General features: G+C 40.9%; 15 protein-coding genes. 6 read left to right on the forward strand and 9 right to left on the reverse strand.

Annotated features, from left to right (window positions below):
- Window positions 1–273: 273 nt before the first annotated feature.
- Window positions 274–1,365 (reverse strand): serine/threonine-protein kinase, encoded by a 1,092-nt coding sequence (locus HWQ39_RS05675; protein WP_292842478.1) that lies wholly within the window; start codon window positions 1,363–1,365, stop codon window positions 274–276.
- An 807-nt stretch (window positions 1,366–2,172) separates the two neighbouring features.
- On the opposite strand from HWQ39_RS05675, the gene HWQ39_RS05680 reads away from it, so the two are divergent.
- Together HWQ39_RS05680 and HWQ39_RS05685 are read left to right on the forward strand one after the other, a co-directional pair.
- Window positions 2,173–2,307, forward strand: coding sequence for a hypothetical protein (locus HWQ39_RS05680; RefSeq protein ID WP_292842480.1), 135 nt, complete (start codon window positions 2,173–2,175; stop codon window positions 2,305–2,307).
- Between the two features lie 458 nt (window positions 2,308–2,765).
- Complete coding sequence (locus HWQ39_RS05685) at window positions 2,766–4,319, forward strand: glycosyltransferase family 39 protein (RefSeq protein ID WP_292842482.1); 1,554 nt, start codon at window positions 2,766–2,768, stop codon at window positions 4,317–4,319.
- Between the two features lie 221 nt (window positions 4,320–4,540).
- On the opposite strand, the gene recQ is transcribed toward HWQ39_RS05685, so the two are convergent.
- On the reverse strand, window positions 4,541–6,700 hold the full coding sequence (gene recQ / locus HWQ39_RS05690) for a DNA helicase RecQ (protein WP_292842484.1): 2,160 nt from the start codon (window positions 6,698–6,700) through the stop codon (window positions 4,541–4,543).
- Between the two features lie 276 nt (window positions 6,701–6,976).
- Between recQ and HWQ39_RS05695 the strand changes: the two genes are divergently transcribed.
- The gene (locus HWQ39_RS05695; RefSeq protein WP_292842486.1) at window positions 6,977–8,155 is read left to right on the forward strand and encodes a sulfate ABC transporter substrate-binding protein; all 1,179 of its coding nucleotides are present in this window, start codon (window positions 6,977–6,979) and stop codon (window positions 8,153–8,155) included.
- Between the two features lie 8 nt (window positions 8,156–8,163).
- Here HWQ39_RS05695 and HWQ39_RS05700 read toward each other — a convergent pair whose 3' ends face one another.
- From HWQ39_RS05700 to HWQ39_RS05710, 3 genes are all read right to left on the reverse strand, one after another.
- Window positions 8,164–9,567: a 1-acyl-sn-glycerol-3-phosphate acyltransferase gene (locus HWQ39_RS05700; protein ID WP_292842488.1), complete on the reverse strand. Its 1,404-nt coding sequence runs from the start codon at window positions 9,565–9,567 to the stop codon at window positions 8,164–8,166.
- A gap of 250 nt (window positions 9,568–9,817) precedes the next feature.
- Window positions 9,818–10,258, reverse strand: a complete 441-nt coding sequence (locus HWQ39_RS05705) for a DUF2127 domain-containing protein (RefSeq protein WP_292842490.1) — start codon at window positions 10,256–10,258, stop codon at window positions 9,818–9,820.
- A gap of 558 nt (window positions 10,259–10,816) precedes the next feature.
- The gene (locus HWQ39_RS05710) at window positions 10,817–11,212 is read right to left on the reverse strand and encodes a hypothetical protein (RefSeq protein ID WP_292842492.1); all 396 of its coding nucleotides are present in this window, start codon (window positions 11,210–11,212) and stop codon (window positions 10,817–10,819) included.
- Between the two features lie 756 nt (window positions 11,213–11,968).
- On the opposite strand from HWQ39_RS05710, the gene HWQ39_RS05715 reads away from it, so the two are divergent.
- A complete protein-coding gene (locus HWQ39_RS05715) occupies window positions 11,969–14,719 on the forward strand; it encodes a zinc-dependent metalloprotease (RefSeq protein ID WP_292842494.1) in 2,751 nt (916 codons plus the stop codon).
- A gap of 92 nt (window positions 14,720–14,811) precedes the next feature.
- On the opposite strand, the gene HWQ39_RS05720 is transcribed toward HWQ39_RS05715, so the two are convergent.
- The 4 genes from HWQ39_RS05720 to HWQ39_RS05735 form a co-directional block, all read right to left on the reverse strand.
- On the reverse strand, window positions 14,812–17,118 hold the full coding sequence (locus tag HWQ39_RS05720) for an FAD/NAD(P)-binding protein (protein ID WP_292842496.1): 2,307 nt from the start codon (window positions 17,116–17,118) through the stop codon (window positions 14,812–14,814).
- A gap of 127 nt (window positions 17,119–17,245) precedes the next feature.
- Complete coding sequence (locus HWQ39_RS05725; protein WP_292842498.1) at window positions 17,246–18,130, reverse strand: alpha/beta hydrolase; 885 nt, start codon at window positions 18,128–18,130, stop codon at window positions 17,246–17,248.
- Between the two features lie 369 nt (window positions 18,131–18,499).
- On the reverse strand, window positions 18,500–19,009 hold the full coding sequence (locus HWQ39_RS05730; RefSeq protein WP_292842500.1) for a HugZ family protein: 510 nt from the start codon (window positions 19,007–19,009) through the stop codon (window positions 18,500–18,502).
- Between the two features lie 145 nt (window positions 19,010–19,154).
- On the reverse strand, window positions 19,155–19,811 hold the full coding sequence (locus tag HWQ39_RS05735) for a DUF3386 domain-containing protein (RefSeq protein ID WP_292842502.1): 657 nt from the start codon (window positions 19,809–19,811) through the stop codon (window positions 19,155–19,157).
- 100 nt (window positions 19,812–19,911) lie between these two features.
- Between HWQ39_RS05735 and HWQ39_RS05740 the strand changes: the two genes are divergently transcribed.
- Window positions 19,912–20,583: a LuxR C-terminal-related transcriptional regulator gene (locus HWQ39_RS05740; RefSeq protein WP_292842504.1), complete on the forward strand. Its 672-nt coding sequence runs from the start codon at window positions 19,912–19,914 to the stop codon at window positions 20,581–20,583.
- A 389-nt stretch (window positions 20,584–20,972) separates the two neighbouring features.
- The gene (locus tag HWQ39_RS05745) at window positions 20,973–21,650 is read left to right on the forward strand and encodes a hypothetical protein (protein ID WP_292842506.1); all 678 of its coding nucleotides are present in this window, start codon (window positions 20,973–20,975) and stop codon (window positions 21,648–21,650) included.
- Window positions 21,651–21,666 lie beyond the last annotated feature (16 nt).

Consider the following 21,666-nt stretch of genomic DNA (forward strand, 5'->3'; position numbering starts at 1 on the left):
CTGTGGAAAACTACGAGAGCCATAAGATTAATTATTCTATCGATTATATAATAATTTGAATATAAATAATTTTCTGAAATATTAAACCTAGTAAATTTGCTTGTATATTGACAAGCAATAACAAACTAAGTATTGAAGATAAACCCTGATTAATTAATCATCACTGAATATCAAGTATAGTTAAAATAATTACTAAATTTGTTTTGGCTATTTTAAATCGCAGATGATTAGTTATTCATTTGATACTTAAGATCAAAAATGCTTCTAGCTGTGCTACCTTGTTTCCTTGAGCCTTGCTCTCAATTTCCGAATGGCATTAGCAGTTCTGGCTACAGGTGGCATGTATACATCATAATTTTCGTATTGTATAATTTCGTGTTTTGTAATTTCATATTTGGTAATTTCGTGTTGCGTAATACTTCTATTATTCAATTTTTGGGTAGTTAAACAGTTCGCCAAATTAGGTGAATAGCGATCATTACCTAAAGCTTTGATCACTTCATCAGCAGTCTTAAATCGATCCTCTAAGGTAATTTTCACCATCTTTCCTAAAATCTGGGCGAAACTGTTACTGATATTTACGTGTTTTTGCCAAGATATTTCACCAGTGTTATGGTCGTAATCCAGTTCTAAAGGGCTTTTTGCTGTCAACATATAAATACAAGTTATACCCAGTGCATAAATATCACTGGCATAAACTGGACGCAGAGAAAACTGTTCAGGTGGTGCAAATCCCCTAGTCCCGATAAAGTTGGTATTTGCGTGATTAATTGAGTTTTCACAAGCATCAGCTAATTGCTCTTTCACCGCACCAAAATCAATCAGCACTACCCGCCTATCATACTCACACCGCAATAAATTCTGGGGCTTAATATCCCGATGAATCACATGATGTTTATGAAGATACTGTAATACAGGTAATAATTCCTGTAGAAATTGCTTAACTGAGGCTTCACTTTTGGGCCCAGTTTGCCGCACTTCTCGCGCTAAAGTTAAACCCGGCACGTATTCTTGAATTAAAAAGAACTCTCCATTCGTCTGAAAGTAGTCTAATAGCATGGGAATTTGCGAATGACTACCGAGTTGACCCAAAGTTCTTGCTTCTTTTTCAAAGCGCATACATGCTCTTTGCCAACTTTGGGGGCTAGTTACTTTCGGACAAAGTTGTTTAATGACACACAGCGGATTCCCAGGTAATACGGCATTTTTGGCTAAAAAAGTGACGCCAAAACCACCTCGACCTAAAATTTGTAGTATTTCATAGCGATCGCGAAATAACCGTTTAGAACCACACATCTGACCAAGCTGAGTTTGCTGTGAAATAATCTGTTGAGAATTCGTTATTTTCTGAGAAAAGCGATTCATTAGTATAAAATATCTGCTCTGAAATGTCTCTAATTCTACGACAATTTTTTATTGGCAACAGTAAAATTACTGGGTCTTTGCCAAATCCTTATTAGTCTTCTATTAAAAATTTAAAAAGTAAAAATAAATTTTTGTAGAACTAAGTAAGTCGGCAATGATAAATCAAACTATGTTAACACCATTTTTTTGTGAAGCTGCATACAGCACTTACGGCAGCTATGAGGTACATTCTCAAAGCTGAAAGCTATGCTAAGAGAGGGACAAGGAGAAAATTGTATTGCATAATAGCGGGAAGCGCTGTATAATTCACCCCCGATGCCTTGGGGAGACTACAGGGGGTTATTATTATGTGCATTGTGCATCTTCATACAGAATTGGTATAAGTAATATAAAAATCTTAGAACATACTTGTAGTATATCGCCAAGTGTAATACAAACCTTTAATTCAGGGTACTTCTAGGTATTTTTGTGTGGCTGTCTTTAAATCTATTCTTGGGCAAGGTATATTTACTAATATTTCATACTTATAAAAATACAGCAGATTTCAAGTTAGTGGGGGACATGAGCTAAGTCTTAAAACCAGGTATAAAGCCATTTTGCTTCTGTTAGCGCAGCAGGGCGTAGCTCATTCTGACCGGAGCTTTCGGAGTCTCTGGCTCCGCTCCTAAATTCTGAATTCTGCTGTATATTCATTTAGCTTATATTCTCTAAAAGAAATATAAAATGCCGTTTTTAAGCAATTTTACTGATTTTGCTTCAAACTAAGAATATAGTCAACACCAATTTTCAAACGGAGAAGGTTAATATATGAGTTTGATAGATGGTATATTCCTGACACTGTTAAATACTGTTGCCTGCCTAGCACTGCCTAAGCTGCTATCTCTAATTCTGCATGGCAAAAGTCAATACACTGAACCATTGCCATCTGCTTCACAAGATTAAAACTGTGAAATTACCAGTTTTTCTTAGTGTTCACTGAGCTTATCTATAGCGGTTCCCATTCAGATGAGGTGCAACATTATATTGCAAGGTGTAGTAGCACCGCACATTGGTGTCAACTTAGGTGAAAACAAGTCTAGAACTAGCTTTTAGATTGCCTCGTTCCCAGTCTGAGACTGGGAACGAGGTTTTAAATAAATGATAGAATTGCACTTTATTTCCTTCTAAACACTTGTATTTTTTTATCATTTAAATATTACTAAAAATTAGTATAGTTGGCGCGATCGCTAATCAGTAATATAATATCTTTTTACTTGTTGTATAAGAATAAACTAACTTTAGAAAAATGTCTGCGATCGCACATCTGGAGTTCATATTGTAACCTAGCAGTATCTAACAATTGACGTAGACAATATTTGATGTACAGATTATTAAAAAATCCCATCTGGTTAAAAGCTTTAGTGATTTTTATATTAACATTGGGAATATTTTTTCGCTTTACTAATTTAGATAAAAAGATTTATTGGGGAGATGAAACTTTCACATCACTAAGACTTTCAGGCTACACAATAAAAGAGGTAAATAGCCAACTGTTTGACGGTAGAATAGTTACTATAGAAGACATCCAAAAATATCAACGCACCAATTCTCAAAAAGATTTCACTGATACTATTAAAGGATTAGCATTAGAAGAACCGCAGCTTCCACCGCTATATTTTCTCATAGCTAGGTTTTGGGTAAAACTTTTTGGTAATTCTATTGCAGTAACGCGGAGTATTTCTGCACTCATAAATCTGCTAATCTTCCCTTGCACCTATTGGTTGTGTTTAGAATTATTTGGTTCATCACTGGTAGGGTGGGTAGCAATGGCAATTATGGCTGTTTCACCTTTTAATATGTTGTATGCCCAGGAAGCAAGACCTTATAGTTTATGGGCAGTGACTATTCTTCTATCAAGTGCATCATTTTTGCGAGCATTGCGATTAAAAACAAAGCTGAGTTGGTTACTCTATGGAATAACGATAACTCTTGGCTTATACACATACTTACTCACTATATTAGTAGCAATTGGGAACGGAGTATATGTGTTGATCATTGAACGCTTCCGATTTACTAAAACTGTCATTGCTTATATTCTCGCGTCATTATTGGCGATTCTAGCGTTTTTCCCGTGGATATTGGCTATTATTGTTAATTTTAATAGTTTTCGAGAAACTTCAAAGTGGGCATTTGAAACTATGCCAATATCAAATGTCATTCAGGAATGGATGAGAAATATCAGCTATAGCTTTATGGATTTTTGGTATTTCTTTACATATTTTCCAGATTCTAAATTTAATCTATCTTTCGGTACTTATCTAATTCCTCTACTTTTGATTTTGGTTGGATACTCAGTTTATTTTATTTGCCGTGAAACTCCTACAAATATCTCGATTTTTATTCTGACATTGATGGGTACTAGCTCTCTACCCCTAATACTGTCAGATTTAGTTTCGGGGGGATATCGGTCGATTATGGCAAGATATTTTGTTCCTTCTTACATAGGTATTTATTTATCTGTAGCCTACTTATTTGCTAAAAAAATAAATTCTATAAATAGAGGGCTATTTATCACTAACTTATGGAAATTATCTTTGCTTGCTCTTCTAATGGGAGGAATTATCTCTTTTTCTGTTAGTTGTCAGGCAGAAACTTGGTGGACTAAAAGAACTCTTGACCATGTTATAGTACCCAAGCTAATTAACCAAACTCCTCATCCACTATTAATCCTTGAAAACTCTATGCCAATGGTAGCTTCTCTTAGTTATTTACTTAATTCAGACGTTGAGTTCCAGTTTATAAAAACTAAAAAGCTCCAAATTGTTCCTGACAAATTCAGCAATGTGTTCTTACTGGAGTCTCCCAAATTTCCAGTAAATAAATTTGAGGAAGAGCAAAAATTCAAAGGGAAGCTTGTCTACAAAGGTCGAAAGCAAAATCTATGGAAACTAGAGGATAATTCAGGCGTAAAATAGGGAGCATCTCACTTTTGTAACAACACGCCTACTCTGGCGAATGGAATTCGCCGCTATACAAACAAAACCCACCTCCGTGGGTTTAAAATTCTTTGAGTCCGCGTAGACGGACTTAGTTTGTGTAGCCGCGATTTCTAATCGCCTGGTATATTTGCTCGAACAGAATTCATTCTGACTCCTGAATTCTGTTCGAGAAAATTAGGTAAGAGAGAAAAATACAATTATTTGCGATTTTCACGCCGCCACTTACTACGTACTAAGCGAATTTCATCAAAATTATAGCTTTCACCTAGTTGTTCTCGAATTGGTGTCAAAGAGATATCACCAAGTACTTCTAAAACTTGCCAAATTTTTTGTTGATGTTCAAGAGATACTAACTGATTTAAATCTACGGACTGATTTTTTTCAATTAAATCTGCCAAATGACGAATAATTGTTGTAGGGCGAATGTTGCGTTTTTTGGCAATTTCATCAACACTCAAACCTTGTTTATGCAATTGAAATGTGAATATTTCTGTGTCGGAAGGTAAGCTAATAGAGGGTGTAAAATTAACCTGTGGTGGATCTAGTAAACCTTTTTCTTGGCGATAGGCGCGAATTTCTGTGAGAAATTTATCACCATATTGGGAAAGTTTGTGGCTGCCGACGCCCGAAAGTTTACCAAATTCGGTTATTGTTGTAGGCTGTTGCTGTGCCATTAATTTCAGGGTAGAATCCTGAAAGACAACGTAAGGTGGAACGGCTTGTTCATCGGCAAGTTGTTTACGGAGCGATCGCAACCTCTGCATTAATATTTCCGCTTCAACAGCTTTTTCACTCCCTTCTTCCCAATTAATCTTCTGTGCTACCGGAACAGCAAGGGAAACTGTGTGCTGTCGCCGCATCACTTCCCAGCTGAGAGGGTTTAGTTTCAAAACTGAGTAACCATCGCTAGTCTGTTCTAGCAAACCTTGATGTAAAAGCGATCGCCCCAGCATTCGCCATTCATCTACACTTTTATCTTTGCCAATACCGTAGGTAGAAAGTTGATCGTGTTCATTTTGGACGATTTTCTGGCTTTTTGCCCCCCGTAACACATCAATAATGTACAGCATCCCAAATCTTTCTTTACAACGCGCCACACAAGATAAAAACTTCATGGCTTCAATTGTCCAATCTTGCATTGGTTTGGGATAACGGCAATTATCGCAGTTACCGCAATTTCCCGGAAAACGTTCTCCAAAATAACCTAGCTGGATTGTCCGCCGGCAGACAGTACCTTGAGCATAGTCAATAACTTGACGCAGTTGTTGTTTAGCAATCAACTGTTCTTGAGGATCGGTTTTTTGGTCAATACTCCATTCAATGGTTTTAATATCACTAAAACTGAAAAAAAGTGTACAACGGGATGGTTCGCTATCTCTTCCCGCCCTACCTGATTCTTGATAATAACTTTCTAAATTACGCGGTAAATCAAAGTGAATTACTAACCGCACATCTGGCTTATTAATACCCATCCCAAAGGCAATTGTTGCGACCATGACACGCACATCATCTCGAATAAATCGAGTTTGATTGCTGCTGCGTTCTTCATCAGTTAATCCGGCATGATAAGATAAGGCGGCAATTTTATCATTTTGCAATTTAAAGGTAAGTTCATCAACTTTTTTTCGCGTCAGACAATAAATAATTGCTGAACCATCACTTTCTCGAACTAGTTCTAATAATTCAGCATAAGCAGACTTGCTTTTAGAACGAACTTCATAGTAAAGATTTTGACGGTTAAAGCTAGCAATGTGGATACTGGGTTGCTTTAGCCCTAGTTGTTGAATAATATCAGCACGGACGCGATCGGTTGCTGTGGCGGTGAGGGCAAGGGTAGGAACATCAGGATAACGTTTCCGCAGAGATTTCATCTGGCGGTATTCTGGGCGGAAGTCGTGTCCCCACTCAGAGACGCAGTGAGCCTCGTCAATGGCAAAAGCCGCAATGCCAATTTTTTCCTTGACTAAATCGAGAAATGGGAGAAATCTTTCACTCAACAGACGTTCTGGGGCGACGTAAAGTAATCTAACTTTGCCGCTGAGGATAGCTTCTTCCCGCGATCGCACTTTATAAGGATTCAGACTACTATTTAAAAATGTGGCAGCAATGTTATTATTCCGTAATCCTTCCACTTGGTCTTGCATCAAAGCGATTAATGGCGACACCACCACCGTTAAACCTTTTTTGATCAATGCAGGTAACTGAAAGCACAGAGATTTTCCCCCGCCCGTAGGCATAACAATCAATAAATCTCGATTTTGCAGCGCATCTTCGATAATTTGCCGTTGTCCGGGGCGGAATCTGTCGTAACCGAAGTGATATTTCAGCGCTTGTTCGAGATTGGGGTACTGAAGCATAGCGATCGCTTTTTCGGAGGCGTTCTGCGTGGGTAGTTATTAAAGATATCAGGATTTTAACTCACTTCGTCGTTAGCTTTGGTCAGACTTGCCTTTCTCTACTATGCTTTTTGGTATGTGTGAAGAAGGCTTTTCTGACTTTTCACTCCCACTTCCCTTAAATAACTTGTTTAAATTTAGGTTAATAAAAAGTTATTTATCCTTAACCATTGTTTTATAATGCCCCTTAACTACAGCATCTAGCTCAAGTTATCGCAGATTCAGGGGAAAAATTTGATGAACCAGGGGCAACGTAATCCTAAATCAAGGAAATATTTGACTGAATTAGTTCAGACTTATATTGTGAAAGCTTTACACGCTGCCAGACAATGGCGCGTACAACTAATAGGAAATTGGTTGTATAAGTATTCTTCGTGGGGTGTTGCGTCCCTATTCTTCGTCGGAGTTAGCTTGAGTATTGTGATGGCTGCCTGCTCTCCACCTAATGCCAATAATCCTACTGGTAATGCTGCTGCAACTTCCCAAACTGATGTAACCTTAAACTTTGTTTCTTACTCAGTTACTAATGCAGCATACCAGCAGATAATTCCCAAATTTATCGAACAGTGGAAGAAAGAACATAATCAAAATGTCACTTTCAATCAAAGCTATGATGGGTCAGGTTCCCAGACTCTTGCCGTGATTGATGGTAAAGAAGCTGATGTGGTACACCTATCACTTGCCCTTGATATTAATAAACTTGTTCAAGCAGGTTTTATTCAACCGGGGTGGGAAAAAGAAGCCCCTAATGATGCAATTGTTACCAAATCTTTAGATGCGATCGCTATTCGTGAAGGTAATCCCAAAAATATCAAAACTTGGGCAGATTTGGCCCGCAATGGCGTAAATGTAGTTACACCCGATCCTAGAACTTCTGGCGGCGCTCGCTGGAATTTCCTTAGTCTCTGGGGTTCTGTGACAAAAACTGGCGGAAATGAAAATCAAGCTATAGACTTTACCTCCAAAGTCTATAATAATGCACCTTTATTACCTAAAACGGCTAGAAATGCCACTGAACTATTCTTGAATGATAATAAAGGTGATGTTCTGCTCAACTACGAAAACGAGATGATTTTGTTAGCAAAAAATGGTCAAAAAATCTCGTATGTTGTGCCTGATGTTAATATCTCCATCGATAATCCTGTTGCTGTTGTAGATAAAAATGTCGATAAACATCGCACTAGAGCAATTGCAGAAGCATTTATCAAATTTCTTTACACCCCAGAGTCGCAACGAGAATTTACCAAATTAGGATTTCGTCCCGTTGACTTGACTGTTAGCAAAGAAGTTGAAAGCAAATTTCCCAAAATTAAAACTCTTTTCAAAGCTCAAGATTTAGGAGGATGGGACGAGATTCAGAAAAAATTCTTTGATGAAGGTGCAATCTTTGACAAAATTCGAGCGAAAAAATCTTAGAATTTTCGTTATATAATCATCTTCTCTAAAGCGATTTGCAAATCTTTTGTCAAATCGCTCACAGCTTGTTTAGCCGCCAGGCGATCGCCCTGACAATTCCGAGAGCGTTCTGTAACTGAAATTGGCTCTCCTACAGTGATTTGTGCCTGTCGCAGACCTAACCGAGGTCGCCCCGGAAGTGTTGTATCTTGAATTCTAGAAAGCATATCAAATACAAGCAAAGCTGTTTCTGTAAACCGTTCCGCCGTTGGTTTTTCCTGAATATAAGTAGCTGTGACTGCAACAAAACTTTCCACTATCCGCATGTGTCGCATCCGCAAGTCTGCTTCCTCGGCAATCCAGTCTGCTAAACCGCGTTTGAAGGGTGATAAAGCATTAATATCTGGCAAATCTTCTCGGTAAATGTAACTCCAGCCAGCCTCTTCTAAGCGGCGACAACGGTCAATAAAATTACCCTGTCCTTGAACTTCAAAATATTCCTCAGTAACTTGTAAAGCCTTATCTAATAAATGATGGAGTCGGGCAATTAATACCTGATTAGTATTAGGATCATCAGTTGAAATGGTTTTGGGTATGTCTTGATGATAAAAGCGACGATAAAACTCTTCCATCTCGCTAATCAGATATTCAGCCAACCTACAGAGGCGTTGATAGTAAATATCTTCACGATTACCCGAATGAATTTCCAAAACTTTCAAGCCGCTATCAGCTTCCAATTTACTCAATAGCCAATCTAGTTTAGACCAGGGTGGCTCAACGTAACTATATTGGATAGCGATCGGCACAACGATTACAATCTCAGTCCGGTTAGCTTTTTGTAAGTCTTCTACACACCAGAACCCCATTTGAGCAACACCAGGTTCCAAGGGGCTAACAATACCACTGTGACCATTAGTACCGCCTTCCGGCGCTACTGCGATCGGTAGTTCGCCATTAGCAAACAACTCCCGTGCATTTTGGATCGCTTGCCGATCTAGTCGTCTACCACGACGAACAGGTACACCTCCCAACCGAGAGAACAGCCAACCTAGCCATTTTCCCGCCCAAACTGTCATACCCCGATCGTAAAGAAAATAGCTGTGGACTAGGGATGGTAGTGTAATCCCTTTTTGACGAGCAACTTTTGGCACAATCCGAGAAAGCAAATACAGCATACAGAGGGGATCTTCCACCTCTGGGTGGCGAAATGCCAACAAAAGGCGAATTTTTCCAGCCTGGAATTGTTGATAAAGTTCAGCCAATACCTCAACATTCTTGGCTTCAATTTTGACAATCCCAGCTGGTAGCCAAGGGCGAGTACGAAACCGTAGTGCGATCGGCAATAACCACCTAACAATCTGGAGTACCAGCGGGTTCAACCGTTGGGGAATAAATTTTAGTGGTGGTTGAGTAGACTGAATCGATCTAGGCAAGCCGCTCTCCCGATTGTATTTTTAGCGATTGTACAACGTGGGGTCTTGGTTTTGCGTAAACCCGTAGCCTCTTGTCGTTAAACATTGCAATCCCCATAAGGTTGTTGGGATAAGGCACGAGGTAGGGGGCAGGAGTTATTTTTCCTTCATCTCCATCACTCAGAACTCAGCACCCAAAACTTAGCACTCAGCACTTTCAAGTCAAGAGGGTTTCAGCCTTGTTCATTTTTGTTAACATAAAAAATTAGTTTTAATGTTTAGGAAAATTTCGGAGTAAATAGCCAAATACAGCTAAATTCAACACAAAAACGACTACTTTTATCAGAGATATTCCCCCAATCAATTCATAAATCTCTGGTGGAATACTGATACCGACAAGCACCAATACCAAGACGTGTGCCCAACGCTTTTCGTACCATAAACCAACGGCTTCAATAGCCGTAACAATAGCATAGATTCCTGTTCCAATACCACTAAATGCCAGAGTTCTAGGATTTAAGTTAATAACTTTCCTTAAAAGCCAATCAATAATTATCGATTTACTTTCTAAAACATAGTCGTCTGAAAATGCTTCTAGAGTTTGATAATTTTTTAATGTCAATAATAAAGCGATCGAAGTAACCATAAGCAGCAAGGCGGCAAATGATTTGTAAAGAACAATTGCCACTAACCCCAATGGACGCTTTTCCAAACAACCCCCTAAATATATTAAGTCAAAAATTAATTAGCTGGCTTGGGATGATGCCAACTCAGACGCTTATTGTAGCAGGAGTTGATGGAAGCATCTCACCTTTGCATATTCGTTAGATCGCTGACGATATGTCATTGCGTTGGCGTAAGACTTCTAGCCGGGTATGCAACGAAGTGGAATGTACCTCTACGGGGATCTTGCTACGCATATAGCGGTTCCCATTCAGATGAGGTACAACATTATATCGCAAGTAGGGGCACGGCATGCCGTGCCCCTACGGCTGTACCTTACTAAGTTGAGAAACGTTATAACGTCTCCAAGAGTTGCGATCGCAAAGGCTTGGGATTGCTGCGCTCCGCTCGCAATGACAAAGCTCGTTTCCAGCTATAGGCTAGAAACGAGATATATGTCTAAAAGCTTGTTCTAGATTGGCTCGCCCCTCTCTACGAGACGCTGCGCGAACGTAGGCGGTTTTAACTCTAAGCCGAGGAACTCAGCACTCTTCATTTTCAGTTGACACCTATCCTACTAGCTACCAATAGAGTGTAGTAATGCTGTTTAGCGTCCAACTTGGTTAGAGATATTTTTGCCTGTCTGCGCTGCACTTTCCCCTACATCACTAGCAGTTTTTTGAGCGCCTTCTACATACCCAGATCCAAATTCTTTGAAAGCTTCTCCTGACTGTTGTCCAATCTTCTGAAGTCGTTCGCCAGGAGAAGCTTCTGTTTCACGAGCATCTTTAAACCACTGCCCTACTGTTTTCGGTCTTTGAGCATCATTCTGCTCTACCTGTTCGCGAACTCTCTCCTTTAAGCCTTTGTCATTTTGCCCATCACTAACATTCGTTGTCAGCACAAGAAAACCAACTAGGACAACAGAGAAAAAGGATTTTACGTGAAGTCCTTTAAGCAGGGAACTGATGTGACTAATCGTCCAATAAATCAAATTTGTCATGCCAATTAGCTTGTTTTTTTAAGTACAAATAAACATTAACTATAAAAAAGTGATTATCCTTCTAACAAAAGACATATCTCTGCTTAATTTTGACATCTCCCAAGCGAGATAAATTGGTGTAATTACTTTTGCTACTATACAAAACTACAGCCAATCACTCAAAATCGGTTGTGGTTGACTAGATTGCTCTATCCCATCCTGGCTAACAAATCAAAGCGATTTTCATCAACCTAGTGAAAGGGCGATAACTGAGATTACCATAAATTTCCAAAATTCATCCGAAAAAAGCATTTATCTGCTTAATAATAGCTTTTTCAGAAGTCTTACTCTTTGTTTATAAATCAGGCTTGAGATTCCTTCATCTGCCAAATGTAGCACCAAATACATTTTTAATGCTACATTTGGTTTTTAATACAGGTAGAAGTAAAAAAAACATATATCTTTAGATGTAAAAATTTTCTATTTTAAGACATAGATGCTTAATGGACAATTTCTAAAGAGTTACTAATAACAATCAATAGTCACATGACTTTTAGCTAGTACGCTGTGACGGAATTTTGCTTACCTTTAACAAGTTGCTCGATCAACTTGTCTGTTAATTGAGATGGTAGCTGTATTTCTGCTGTACTAGAGGCATTGTTTATCTGACTGAGTAGGTTTATATCGTAATCCCCAGATATTAGAAAGGCTTACAGACGAAAAACTACTTAACATTTTTCCTTAATATGAAAACTGCTTCAGGTGGAAAGCCAAAGGATGAAATACTGGATAACGAAATTAGCAATCTGTATAGTATTACTGTATGGCTTGTTGCTATCAATTGATTACGCAGAAGCAAACGAACTTCCAAATATTTCTCATCCTGATGTACAGCAGCTAAATGTACACCCAGAAGTTGAAAACTTAGCGAGTCCTGACAATAATCTTACTGAGATTAAAAAGGAAGATTTTTGCCGATTTAATGGCATTGTGAATAGGATTGATAAACTAGAGGGACTCTTCACACTTTATTGTAGTGAAGATTCAGGCAAAATCTACTTAGAACTTAAACCAGAGCAGCTAAATAAAGACTACCTAGCAATAGTGACATTGGAATCTGGCGTTGGGGAAAGTGGGATTTATAGTGGATTACCTCTTTCAGATTTTATCTTCTACTTCCAACGCATAAACAATAGATTACATTTTGTTGTGCGAAATGTTAAATTCCGTACAGAAAGTAGAGCAGAACAGCGATCGCTTGCTCGTTCATTTAGCGATTCCGTTCTTTATTCACTCCAAATAGCTACTATCGATCCAAAGAATCAAAATATTCTGATCGAGCTGAATGAACTGCTAATGCAGGATTTTCCGGGATTAACTTCCCTATTGAAATATTCTTTACAGGCTGATTATCGATTAGATGCACGCAAGTCATATTTCGGTGATGTTAACAGCTTCCCGGAAAACGTAGAGATTGATTCTATTTATGGTTTTTCATCACTAGAAGGATCGAATTTAGTTAGCCTACCCGACAGCAGGGCGCTGACTCTGAAGGTACATTACAGTTTTTCTCAACTGAGAGAAAACAATGGTTATATTCCTAGACTTGCCGATGACAGAGTGGGATATTTTATTACTGCTTTCCAAGATTTCTCTAATAAGAATCCTCACGAATCATTTGTACGTTACATCAATCGCTGGTATTTAGAACCATCCGATCCTAAAGCCCCTTTGTCTCCACCCAAAAAGCCAATTGTATATTGGATTGAAAATGCTGTACCCCTAGAGTACCGCGATGCGATTCGTGAAGGCGTTTTGATGTGGAACAAAGCATTTGAAAAAGCCGGATTTCAAAATGCCATTGAAGTGCAGCAAATGCCAGATGATGCTGATTGGAAAGCAGCTGATGTACATTACAACACTATTCGCTGGTTGAATTCTTTAGATGCAGGTTTTGCTAGAGGGCCGATGCGCGTCAACCCATTCACTGGGGAAATATTGGATGCAGATATCATCGTGGATGCCAATATGGTGCGTTTAGTTCAGCAAGAATATCACGCGCTGATGGAAGTCAATTCATCATTAGGAACAAACCCATGTCAAGAAAAGGCAGGAGAACATGAGAACGCGAGGAAATTCGTGGATACATTCTTTGCGTCATCTCCCACTGCTCTTTTTTCCTCTGAGTTCTGCTATGGTGTGGAGTCTTCAAATCAAGCAGCTATAGGGGCGCTGGCGTTATCAGTTTTGCAAAATGCTACACCCAGTAGTGAAACAATGAAGGAGTATGTGCATCAATATTTGCGTTCTCTCATTGCTCACGAAGTCGGGCATACTCTGGGTTTGCGCCACAACTTTCATGGCAGCACCATGTTAGTGCCTGAAGAATTAAATAATACTGAAATCACTCACACCAAAGGTTTAGTGGGTTCGGTGATGGACTATCTACCTGTGAATATAGCACCGCAGGGAGTACAGCAAGGTGACTATTTCCCCAGAGTTATTGGCCCTTATGACGAGTGGGCTATTGAGTATGGTTATAAAAGAAACCCATCGGCAGCGCTTGAGGCGATTATTCCAGAATCAGAAAAAAGTTTTTTAGATCAAATTGCACTAGCGTCACCTCAACCAGAATTATCTTACGCAACTGATGAGGATATCTGGGACATCAATCCTTTGGCAAATGTCTGGGATATGAGTAGTGATGTGCTGGTTTATTCGCAGTGGCAAATGGATAATGCTCGTTTTATGTGGCAGCGCCTTGACAAGGGTTATCTATCGAAAGGAGAAAGCTATAGTAATCTACGTCTGAAATTCAATCGAGTACTTAAATATTATTTTCGGAACGCCACCTTACTTTCTAAATACATTGGTGGACAATCGTTTCAGTGTCTCCATACTAATGATGATGCTGCTTGGACATTTGTACCAGTTTCACTTTTAAAACAACGTCAAGCATTGACAAAATTGCAAGAGTATGTATTTGCTGAGAATGCTTTCAGTTTTTCACCCCAATTGCTGAATCAACTGGCACCGTCGCGCTGGGAACATTGGGGTAGTCCTGTACCTAACAACCGCCTTGATTATCCAATTCACGCTCGCATTTTGAGTTTCCAAAGTGCGATATTGCGATCGCTATTAGACAGCGATCGCCTAAATCGCTTACAAGATATAGAATTAAAAACTCTGCCTGGGCAAGCTCTTTCCATTCCAGAACTATTAGACACTCTGCAAACAGGCATCTGGACAGAAGTTTTAACCCCTGGAGAACCAAAGCCAATTTCTAGCATCCGCCGTTCATTGCAACGAGAATATCTAAATATTTTGCTCCAGATGATGTTGGGTGTTACCAATACACCTGAAGATGGGCGGACATTGGCTTGGCATGAATTGCGCCAACTGCAAAAAGCCATTGATGTCAGACTCAAACAAATTGGTGAAAGTCTTGATATTTACACCTTAGCCCACTTAGAAGCTTCTGGCGATCGCATCACTAAAGCATTAAACTCGCAGTTACTCTCTAGGTAGCAACAGGAGGCAGGGGGCAGGGAGCAGGGGGCAGGAGTTGTTTGTCCTTCATCTCCATCACTCATTACTCATTACTCATTACTCAGCACTCACTAAATATACATAGCAAAGTAGTCCTCATAAATTTCAGTATTGGTTGATAGCGTTTGCTCTACTTTTTCACGATCTACATCGATCGCCAAAGTTGTGCCATTGCTTAGACTTCCTTCCGGTATGAAATCGCCACAGTATTCATTGGCGGGTACGGCTTCGTTCATCTTTTTGGGATAGCTCAAACCCAGATGGCTCATAATAGCGATAAATTGATCGCGGGTGCGATTAGTAAATCGGGGATTGAGGCGTTTTTCTTCGCCAATAGTGGAAACAGTTCGCCCTTTGTAGTCATGGGCGGGATAAACCTGGGTTTCCTCTGGGAGAGTAAATAACTGCTGCGTAACTGTATCGTACAGAGTACCCGCATCGCCCGATTGAAAGTCTGTGCGTCCACAACCGCGAATCAATAAGGCATCTCCAGTTAACAGATGGATATTGTTGACTAAATAAGCTAGATGGCTGTCAGTGTGCCCTGGTGTGGCGATCGCCTCAATTCGCACCGCCCCCACAATTAAGGTTTCGCGATCGCCAAGGGAGTTATCCGCAGACTTAGCAGTGGCATTTTGGGGCACTATTACCTGACAACCTGTTTGCTGTCTCAGTTTACCAGCACCAGTGATATGGTCAGCATGGATGTGAGTTTCCAAACAGTAGCGAAGACTCAACCCCAAGTCATCCAGCACTTGTAAATCACGGTCAACCTGCTCTAATACTGTATCTACCAGCACCGCATCTTTAGTCTTACTGTCCGCAATTAAATAGGTGTAAGTGCTGGATTCTGGGTCAATGAATTGGCGAAACAATAGCGTTGACTGGGGTATAGCGGCTCGAAGGTCGCCGGAATCTTGTTCAGGGGCGCGAGAAATGGGCGAAAGGGGACGTACCCGCACTGGTAGCGACTGCAACACTGTTGCCGCCAATACCTGAGCTTGTTCGCGCAGTTCGGGGACAGCGATCGTTTCCCACAAATTGCCTTTGCGTGGCGTGCCCAAGGTATAAAATAGGCTGGAACGCTTGCCCTGAGCATCTAATACAGCACCATCAGGGGCAGTATCCAAACCCAAACCGATATCGTTGGGGTGGATCAATCCTTGGGTGCGTAAATTAGCAATTAGGGATTGGGGCGATCGCTGATAATTTGCCTGTACTCCGGTGCAATTTACTACGCGGCTAACTTGCAAGACCTGATTCGCTTGCGTTTGGCGTTGGCGAATGGTTACAGCCACCGCGTTAGGTGTTGTTTGATAATCCTGAATCCGCCCGGCGGTAATAGTTAGTTGCCCAGAATCCAGCATTGCCTGGACAACCTTACCAATATTGGGGGCAATTCGATGCCGATGCACATCCCAATAGGGGGTAGCATGGCGCAAAAGCCGTTTTTGCTCCACGCGGGGCAGTTGTTGCCAGAGTTGTTGAGTGATGGGACGCAGGGAGTCAATCACCGATCGCCAGTTGTAGCCTTGCACTGTCGCCGTCTGCACCTCGCGGCGAACGCGCCGCAGCAAGCCTCGAAGCGTTTTCGGCGCGGTGTCTGGGGTCAAAAATGCGGGGTAAGGTTTAGTCGATTGATGCGGTAGCGGAAACAAGCCCCGGCGAGACACGGCATAAATTTTGCCCCGATGGTTGCGACTGTGGAGTGACACCACCATATCCACCATCGTCAGTCCAGTACCAATTAGCAATACAGATGCATCCGACTCAAGCTCTGCCAAGGCCTCGGCTGACCAAGCATGACGCAGGTAGGGAGTGTCATTATCCTCAGAGGATTGCGATCCAGGAGGGGCGGAAGGTGCATTTCCCAGTGCCAATACAATTTTGTCTGCCACGAAAGTGCGGCTGCTACTTAAGGAGACGATCGCACCTTTGGCTTGTGGCTCCACCGCCACCACTTCATCAATAATGCGCTCCAGTCGGACGTTACTTGATGCTGTGGCTTCAGCTTCTTCCAAAATCGACTGGATATAAAGCCCGAATATCTGACGGGGAATAAAGCTGCTGGCATTCAAATCGCTGGGCAGAAATGCCGCCAACTCACTGCGGTTATAGTTTAACCAGCGCAGCAGATGACTGGGATCGTCAGGAAAGGCACTCATCTTACCTGCGGATACATTCAGCAAGTGGCTGATGGTGTCCGTGCTGTAGGCAACTCCCTTGCCAATGTCGTGACTGCGTTCAATCAGTTTAATCAACAAGGGGCGATTGGCAGTTTTTAATAGGTGAGCCGCTACTAGAGAACCACTAAAGCCAGCGCCAACGAGGGCGATCGTGGTGGTTGAAGGATGTGCTATCAGGACATTAGAATACATCAGAGTGCTAGATATAGTGTATGGTAACTATTTTCTCAATTAATTTAAATACTATATACTTATCGGTTTTTAGTATATTCTCCCATGTTTTCTATTCTAACTTGACTATGAAAATGTTTCCTAACTCTTAAAGATATCGCTGCAATAAACCAATAAAAACTTCTGGGATTTCCAGATGAGGTAATATCCCGGCATCTGCGATCGCAGAAAAATCTCGAATTGCCCTGGGATTTAGATTTGCCAAGCGTTGCCCTAATTTGATGTTAGTAAATTGTGCTTTCTCTCCCCAAAAAATGACGGTGGGAATTGTCAATTGTTGAATATATAAACTCAAGTCAAAGTAAAGATCGCCCCGCAAAAATGCCAAGGCGGCAAATTTGGCATTAGGCTGTTGTGCAGAAGTTAAATAAGCCTGTACAATCTCTGGGGATAGTCGTTGTGACTTAGCAAAGAGAAAACTTTCTAAAAAATTGCGGACTGCAATTTCATTTTCAGCCCCAAGCATATAAATAAAATTGTCCAACAAAGGCGTATTGATTACCGAAAGCGGAAGTCTGCGTCCAGCACCCTCTCCAAAATCATCAAATCCAGAGGGGGAAACTAAAAACAGTGCTTTAAATAAATTGGGTTGAACAATAGCGAGGCGAATAGCAAAAGCGGCTGTGAGAGATGAGGCTACCACTGTCACAGGCTGGCGACAAGTTTGGATGATAAACTCTGCGATCGTGCTGAGATAATCCCTAATTTTATAATCCCGAACTGGATGGGCCGATTCTCCCCAGCCGATGAGATCGGGGGCTAAAATGCGGTAAGTAGAGGCAAAAGCTGGGTAAACTTTAGACCATTCATAAGCAGACGCGCCACCACCAAAGTTATGGAGAAACAGTAGTGGGGGTAAATCTTCAGTGTCAGCGAACGCCCAAGGTGCATTTGTTTGGGTATAGTAAACCATTGCCCCCAACGATGTATGGATGATTTTATGTCCAAAGCCAGGAGGTTGAAACTGAAGCATAAAATTAAAAAGTTTAGTTTAGTAAAAATATCCCTAGACTTGGCGAATTAATAGGGGGTCTAACCCATCATTCCTCATTACTCTGATTTCAGTCCGTTTCAACGGACTTGAACTATTAGCCCGAAATTTATTTCAGGGCGGGAAAGGAACGCCAAACGAAGGTTTAGGGGTGAGGGGTCGAAACCCATCAAGAATTGACCAACAGTCTCATTGAATTCGCCGCTATAGGAGACTTTACCCACTTCCGTGGGTTTCAAATTCTTAGAGTCCGCCTGCGCGGACTACCCTGCGGGAAGCTGCAAAGCGTCTATGTTTTTGTAGATGCGATTTCTAATCGCCAGGTATATTTGCTAATTGATAATTCATAATTTATTCTTGCTTTTTGTCAGCATCTCCTGTGATTTGCACAAGTTGATGAAGGTTCTCACCACTAATATGATATGCTCCCCCAAAACCAACTACAAAACGACCTTCACTTGGAGTTAGCCGAAAAATCCGAAAGTCAGACAAGCCGCGTAAAACGTCGATAATTTCACCAAATCGCCCTTGAAATTGCTCAACAATTTGATTCCAATTGTCAGTTTCACGCTCTATCAAAGTTGCTGTACAATCAAAACTCAAACGACGACGGGCAAAAATTAGATTACTCTTAGCTTCATCCTCGATAAACAAGACACTAACATGAGGATTGGCATAGAGATTTTTGGTATGAGTCGAAAGACCACTGACGTAAATGTAGATATTTTTGGAATCATCCATTACAAAAGGAGCATAACTAGCATTGGGTATTGCTTGGGCGCTCACGGTGCTAATGATTACACTCTCAAAAGCTTCAGAAAACTTTTCGTACTCAGCTTGAATGTTTTCAAGTTGACTCATAAGTAAATTACCGCTAGGAACACCTAATTAAGTATCCTAACGTGATTTGAGCGATGTCTACGCTCCAGAGAATGTCCAAAAAATAAAAGCGATCGCTCCCTTTAACTAAAGAGCGATCGCTAATTTTTCGATTCGAGAATACAGCTTAAGCTGCAACAGGTTCCAACAATTTGATGTCAGAAAAGATAAATTCCTGAGTAGAAAATTCTCCTGCTGTCTCGGTGCGAATCTCCCGACGATTTAGAATGAAATAGTCACCAACTTTTTCATACTCATCAATAAATTCGCTTCTACCACCTTTTTGTTCCCCAGTTTTGGGGTCATGGTACACAGAGTCATAGCGGTGGGACAGATAGCCTTCACCAGTATCGTGACTGCTAAAGGTGTCAATGGTCACAAAAGTACCGTGGATTAAGCGGTGAACATGGCAGACTTCATTATTGCGGACTTTGTATTTATCGCCTTCAGCCTTACCACCCATTAAAAGCTCAACCGCACCAGTTTCGTCAGTTTTACCATAGCTAAAGGTATTGGCGCTGTGAGTGTCTTCAAAACTGCGGCGGACGCGGTGAATTGCAATCTCCCAGGCTTGACCATGAATTGCTTTCTGGGCTGACTCATCATCTACATCCAAAACTTCGGCTTTGAGATTGGCAGTGATGATAACTTTGCCTGTAAACACTTTATCATCATGCTTAAAGGTAATATTTGCGGTATAACCGGGAAAATTCTTGTCCCAAGTATAGCGGTTTTCATAAGCAGCCCGGAAAAGTTCCTGAGCAGAGAGTTGTGTAACTGTCATGTGCTTCTCCTAGTCGCTACTGTAATTAGCGTTTTAGTTTCCTTGGTATTAGCATAGAAGTAATTGTTGAGGCTTGGATAGTCCCCAACTGGGTACACTTATGGCTAATTCTCTACACGCTGTATTTCATGCGATCGCCAATGTCCAGAATGAGCAAGAGTTAAGACTCGCTCTCACGGATCGAATTAGCGAGCATTTTGGCGTGCAAAATTGGGGTATTTATCTCCTTGATGAGCAGCCAACCACTGAGATTAATCTTTCAGGCATTCCGGCAGTATGCTTAGAGAGCAATCCAGTGGGGCGTTACGTGGTTGAACGTCATGCTCCCGCCCATGAGCAGCTATTATTATCACCAGGAGACTGGAAGCATTTTTGCTCTCGTTCCGATCACGAACACGTAATGACTGGGCCAATTGTTTCCGATGGTCGTCTTGTCGGCACTCTTAACTTGGCTCGTGACAAGGGAAATCCTGCCTTTAATGGCAACGATTTAGCTGACTTGAGCGCTTTATGCATTCATTTGTCAGCAAAAATGGCAACCCTACGGACAAAACCCAAAATATCCAATTCCCTTTTAGTGAGTCCTCTAACAGCGCGTGAGTTAGAAATTGCCGATTTGGTGGCGCAGGGGTTAACGAATGCCGAAATAGGGGAAAAACTTTGGATTACGCAAAATTCCGTCAAACAAGCTTTGAAAAGGATGTTTCGGAAGTTGAAGGTTTCAGCACGTGCAGAAATGGTGGCAAAGCTACAAGATATACAAGTTTCTTGAAGGAGGCATCTGCAAGCAGGATGACAGAATGATGCATGAAAACTTTAATTCTGGGTATAAAATCCAGTTTTAAAAGAAGAATTGTATTGAGTAGAATGCAGCAAGATGCAATTCTTCTTACCTGAATTTCACACTTTTAAACGTGGGTTAATCCTGCCTCCTGCCTTGCCTACGACACGCTGCGCTATCTGCCTTCTGTTGTAAAGACTCTAACTGATGGTAATCTAAGATTGTTGAACCCAATTAAATAAAAACTTTTGTTTTTGACAGTTTTATTTTTTGGACAATAGTAATATAAATCGTGAATAAAGTCTTTAACAATTAAGACTTAGTTATGATTGTAAGTAAGTTCTAGAGAAGTTAGTTAGTTTTTTAACAGGAGAAGTAGGGTGCTTAACAACCTTCATCAGTTACTATCTCCCCGTCAGTGGGGAATTTCCCTCGCGGGTTTAGGCTTACTTCTCGGTTTGGGCTTTATAGCCAAGCAGACTCAAGTAATATCATTTACAGATTCTCGATTATCATCGGCTCAGATTAACAAAACCTCTGAAAACTCTCTTCTGTCGCAGTTGAGAAAAGTTCGAGAGCAGAGAAGTCAACTTAATGCGGCTTCTGGAGGCGGAAAAACAATACCTACAATCACAGCGCTGGTTCCAGGTAATCAGGGAGCTACAAAAAGCGCAAGAGTTTTACCAAAAGCAGATTTTCCTGTAAAAGATGGAATTTACCTCTATGGTCAATCCCCAAACCCAAACCAACTTGGTCAAGGTTATATCATATTTCAAAAGCAGCAAGCCAAGGTAACGGGTGCTTTGTATATGCCCCAATCAGAGTTTAATTGTTTTCAGGGTACAATCAACCCATCAGGAGAATTGGCAATGACGGTTAATACTTCGTCAAATGAAGCCAACTCTAATCAATCGAATCAGGTAGCTACAAATAGTAGACTGCCCAAAATTAATGATGATGAGTCAAATTCTTATGCTTACTCACTGGCTCTGCAAGACTTTTATCGGTTAAATTCTATCACTGCTAGCGATCGCCGCACGTTGCAAATGTGCAAATGAATAATGAGTTTTTGAC

Source organism: Nostoc sp. NMS8, from assembly GCF_017115045.1.
In the GTDB taxonomy this organism is placed as follows: domain Bacteria; phylum Cyanobacteriota; class Cyanobacteriia; order Cyanobacteriales; family Nostocaceae; genus Nostoc.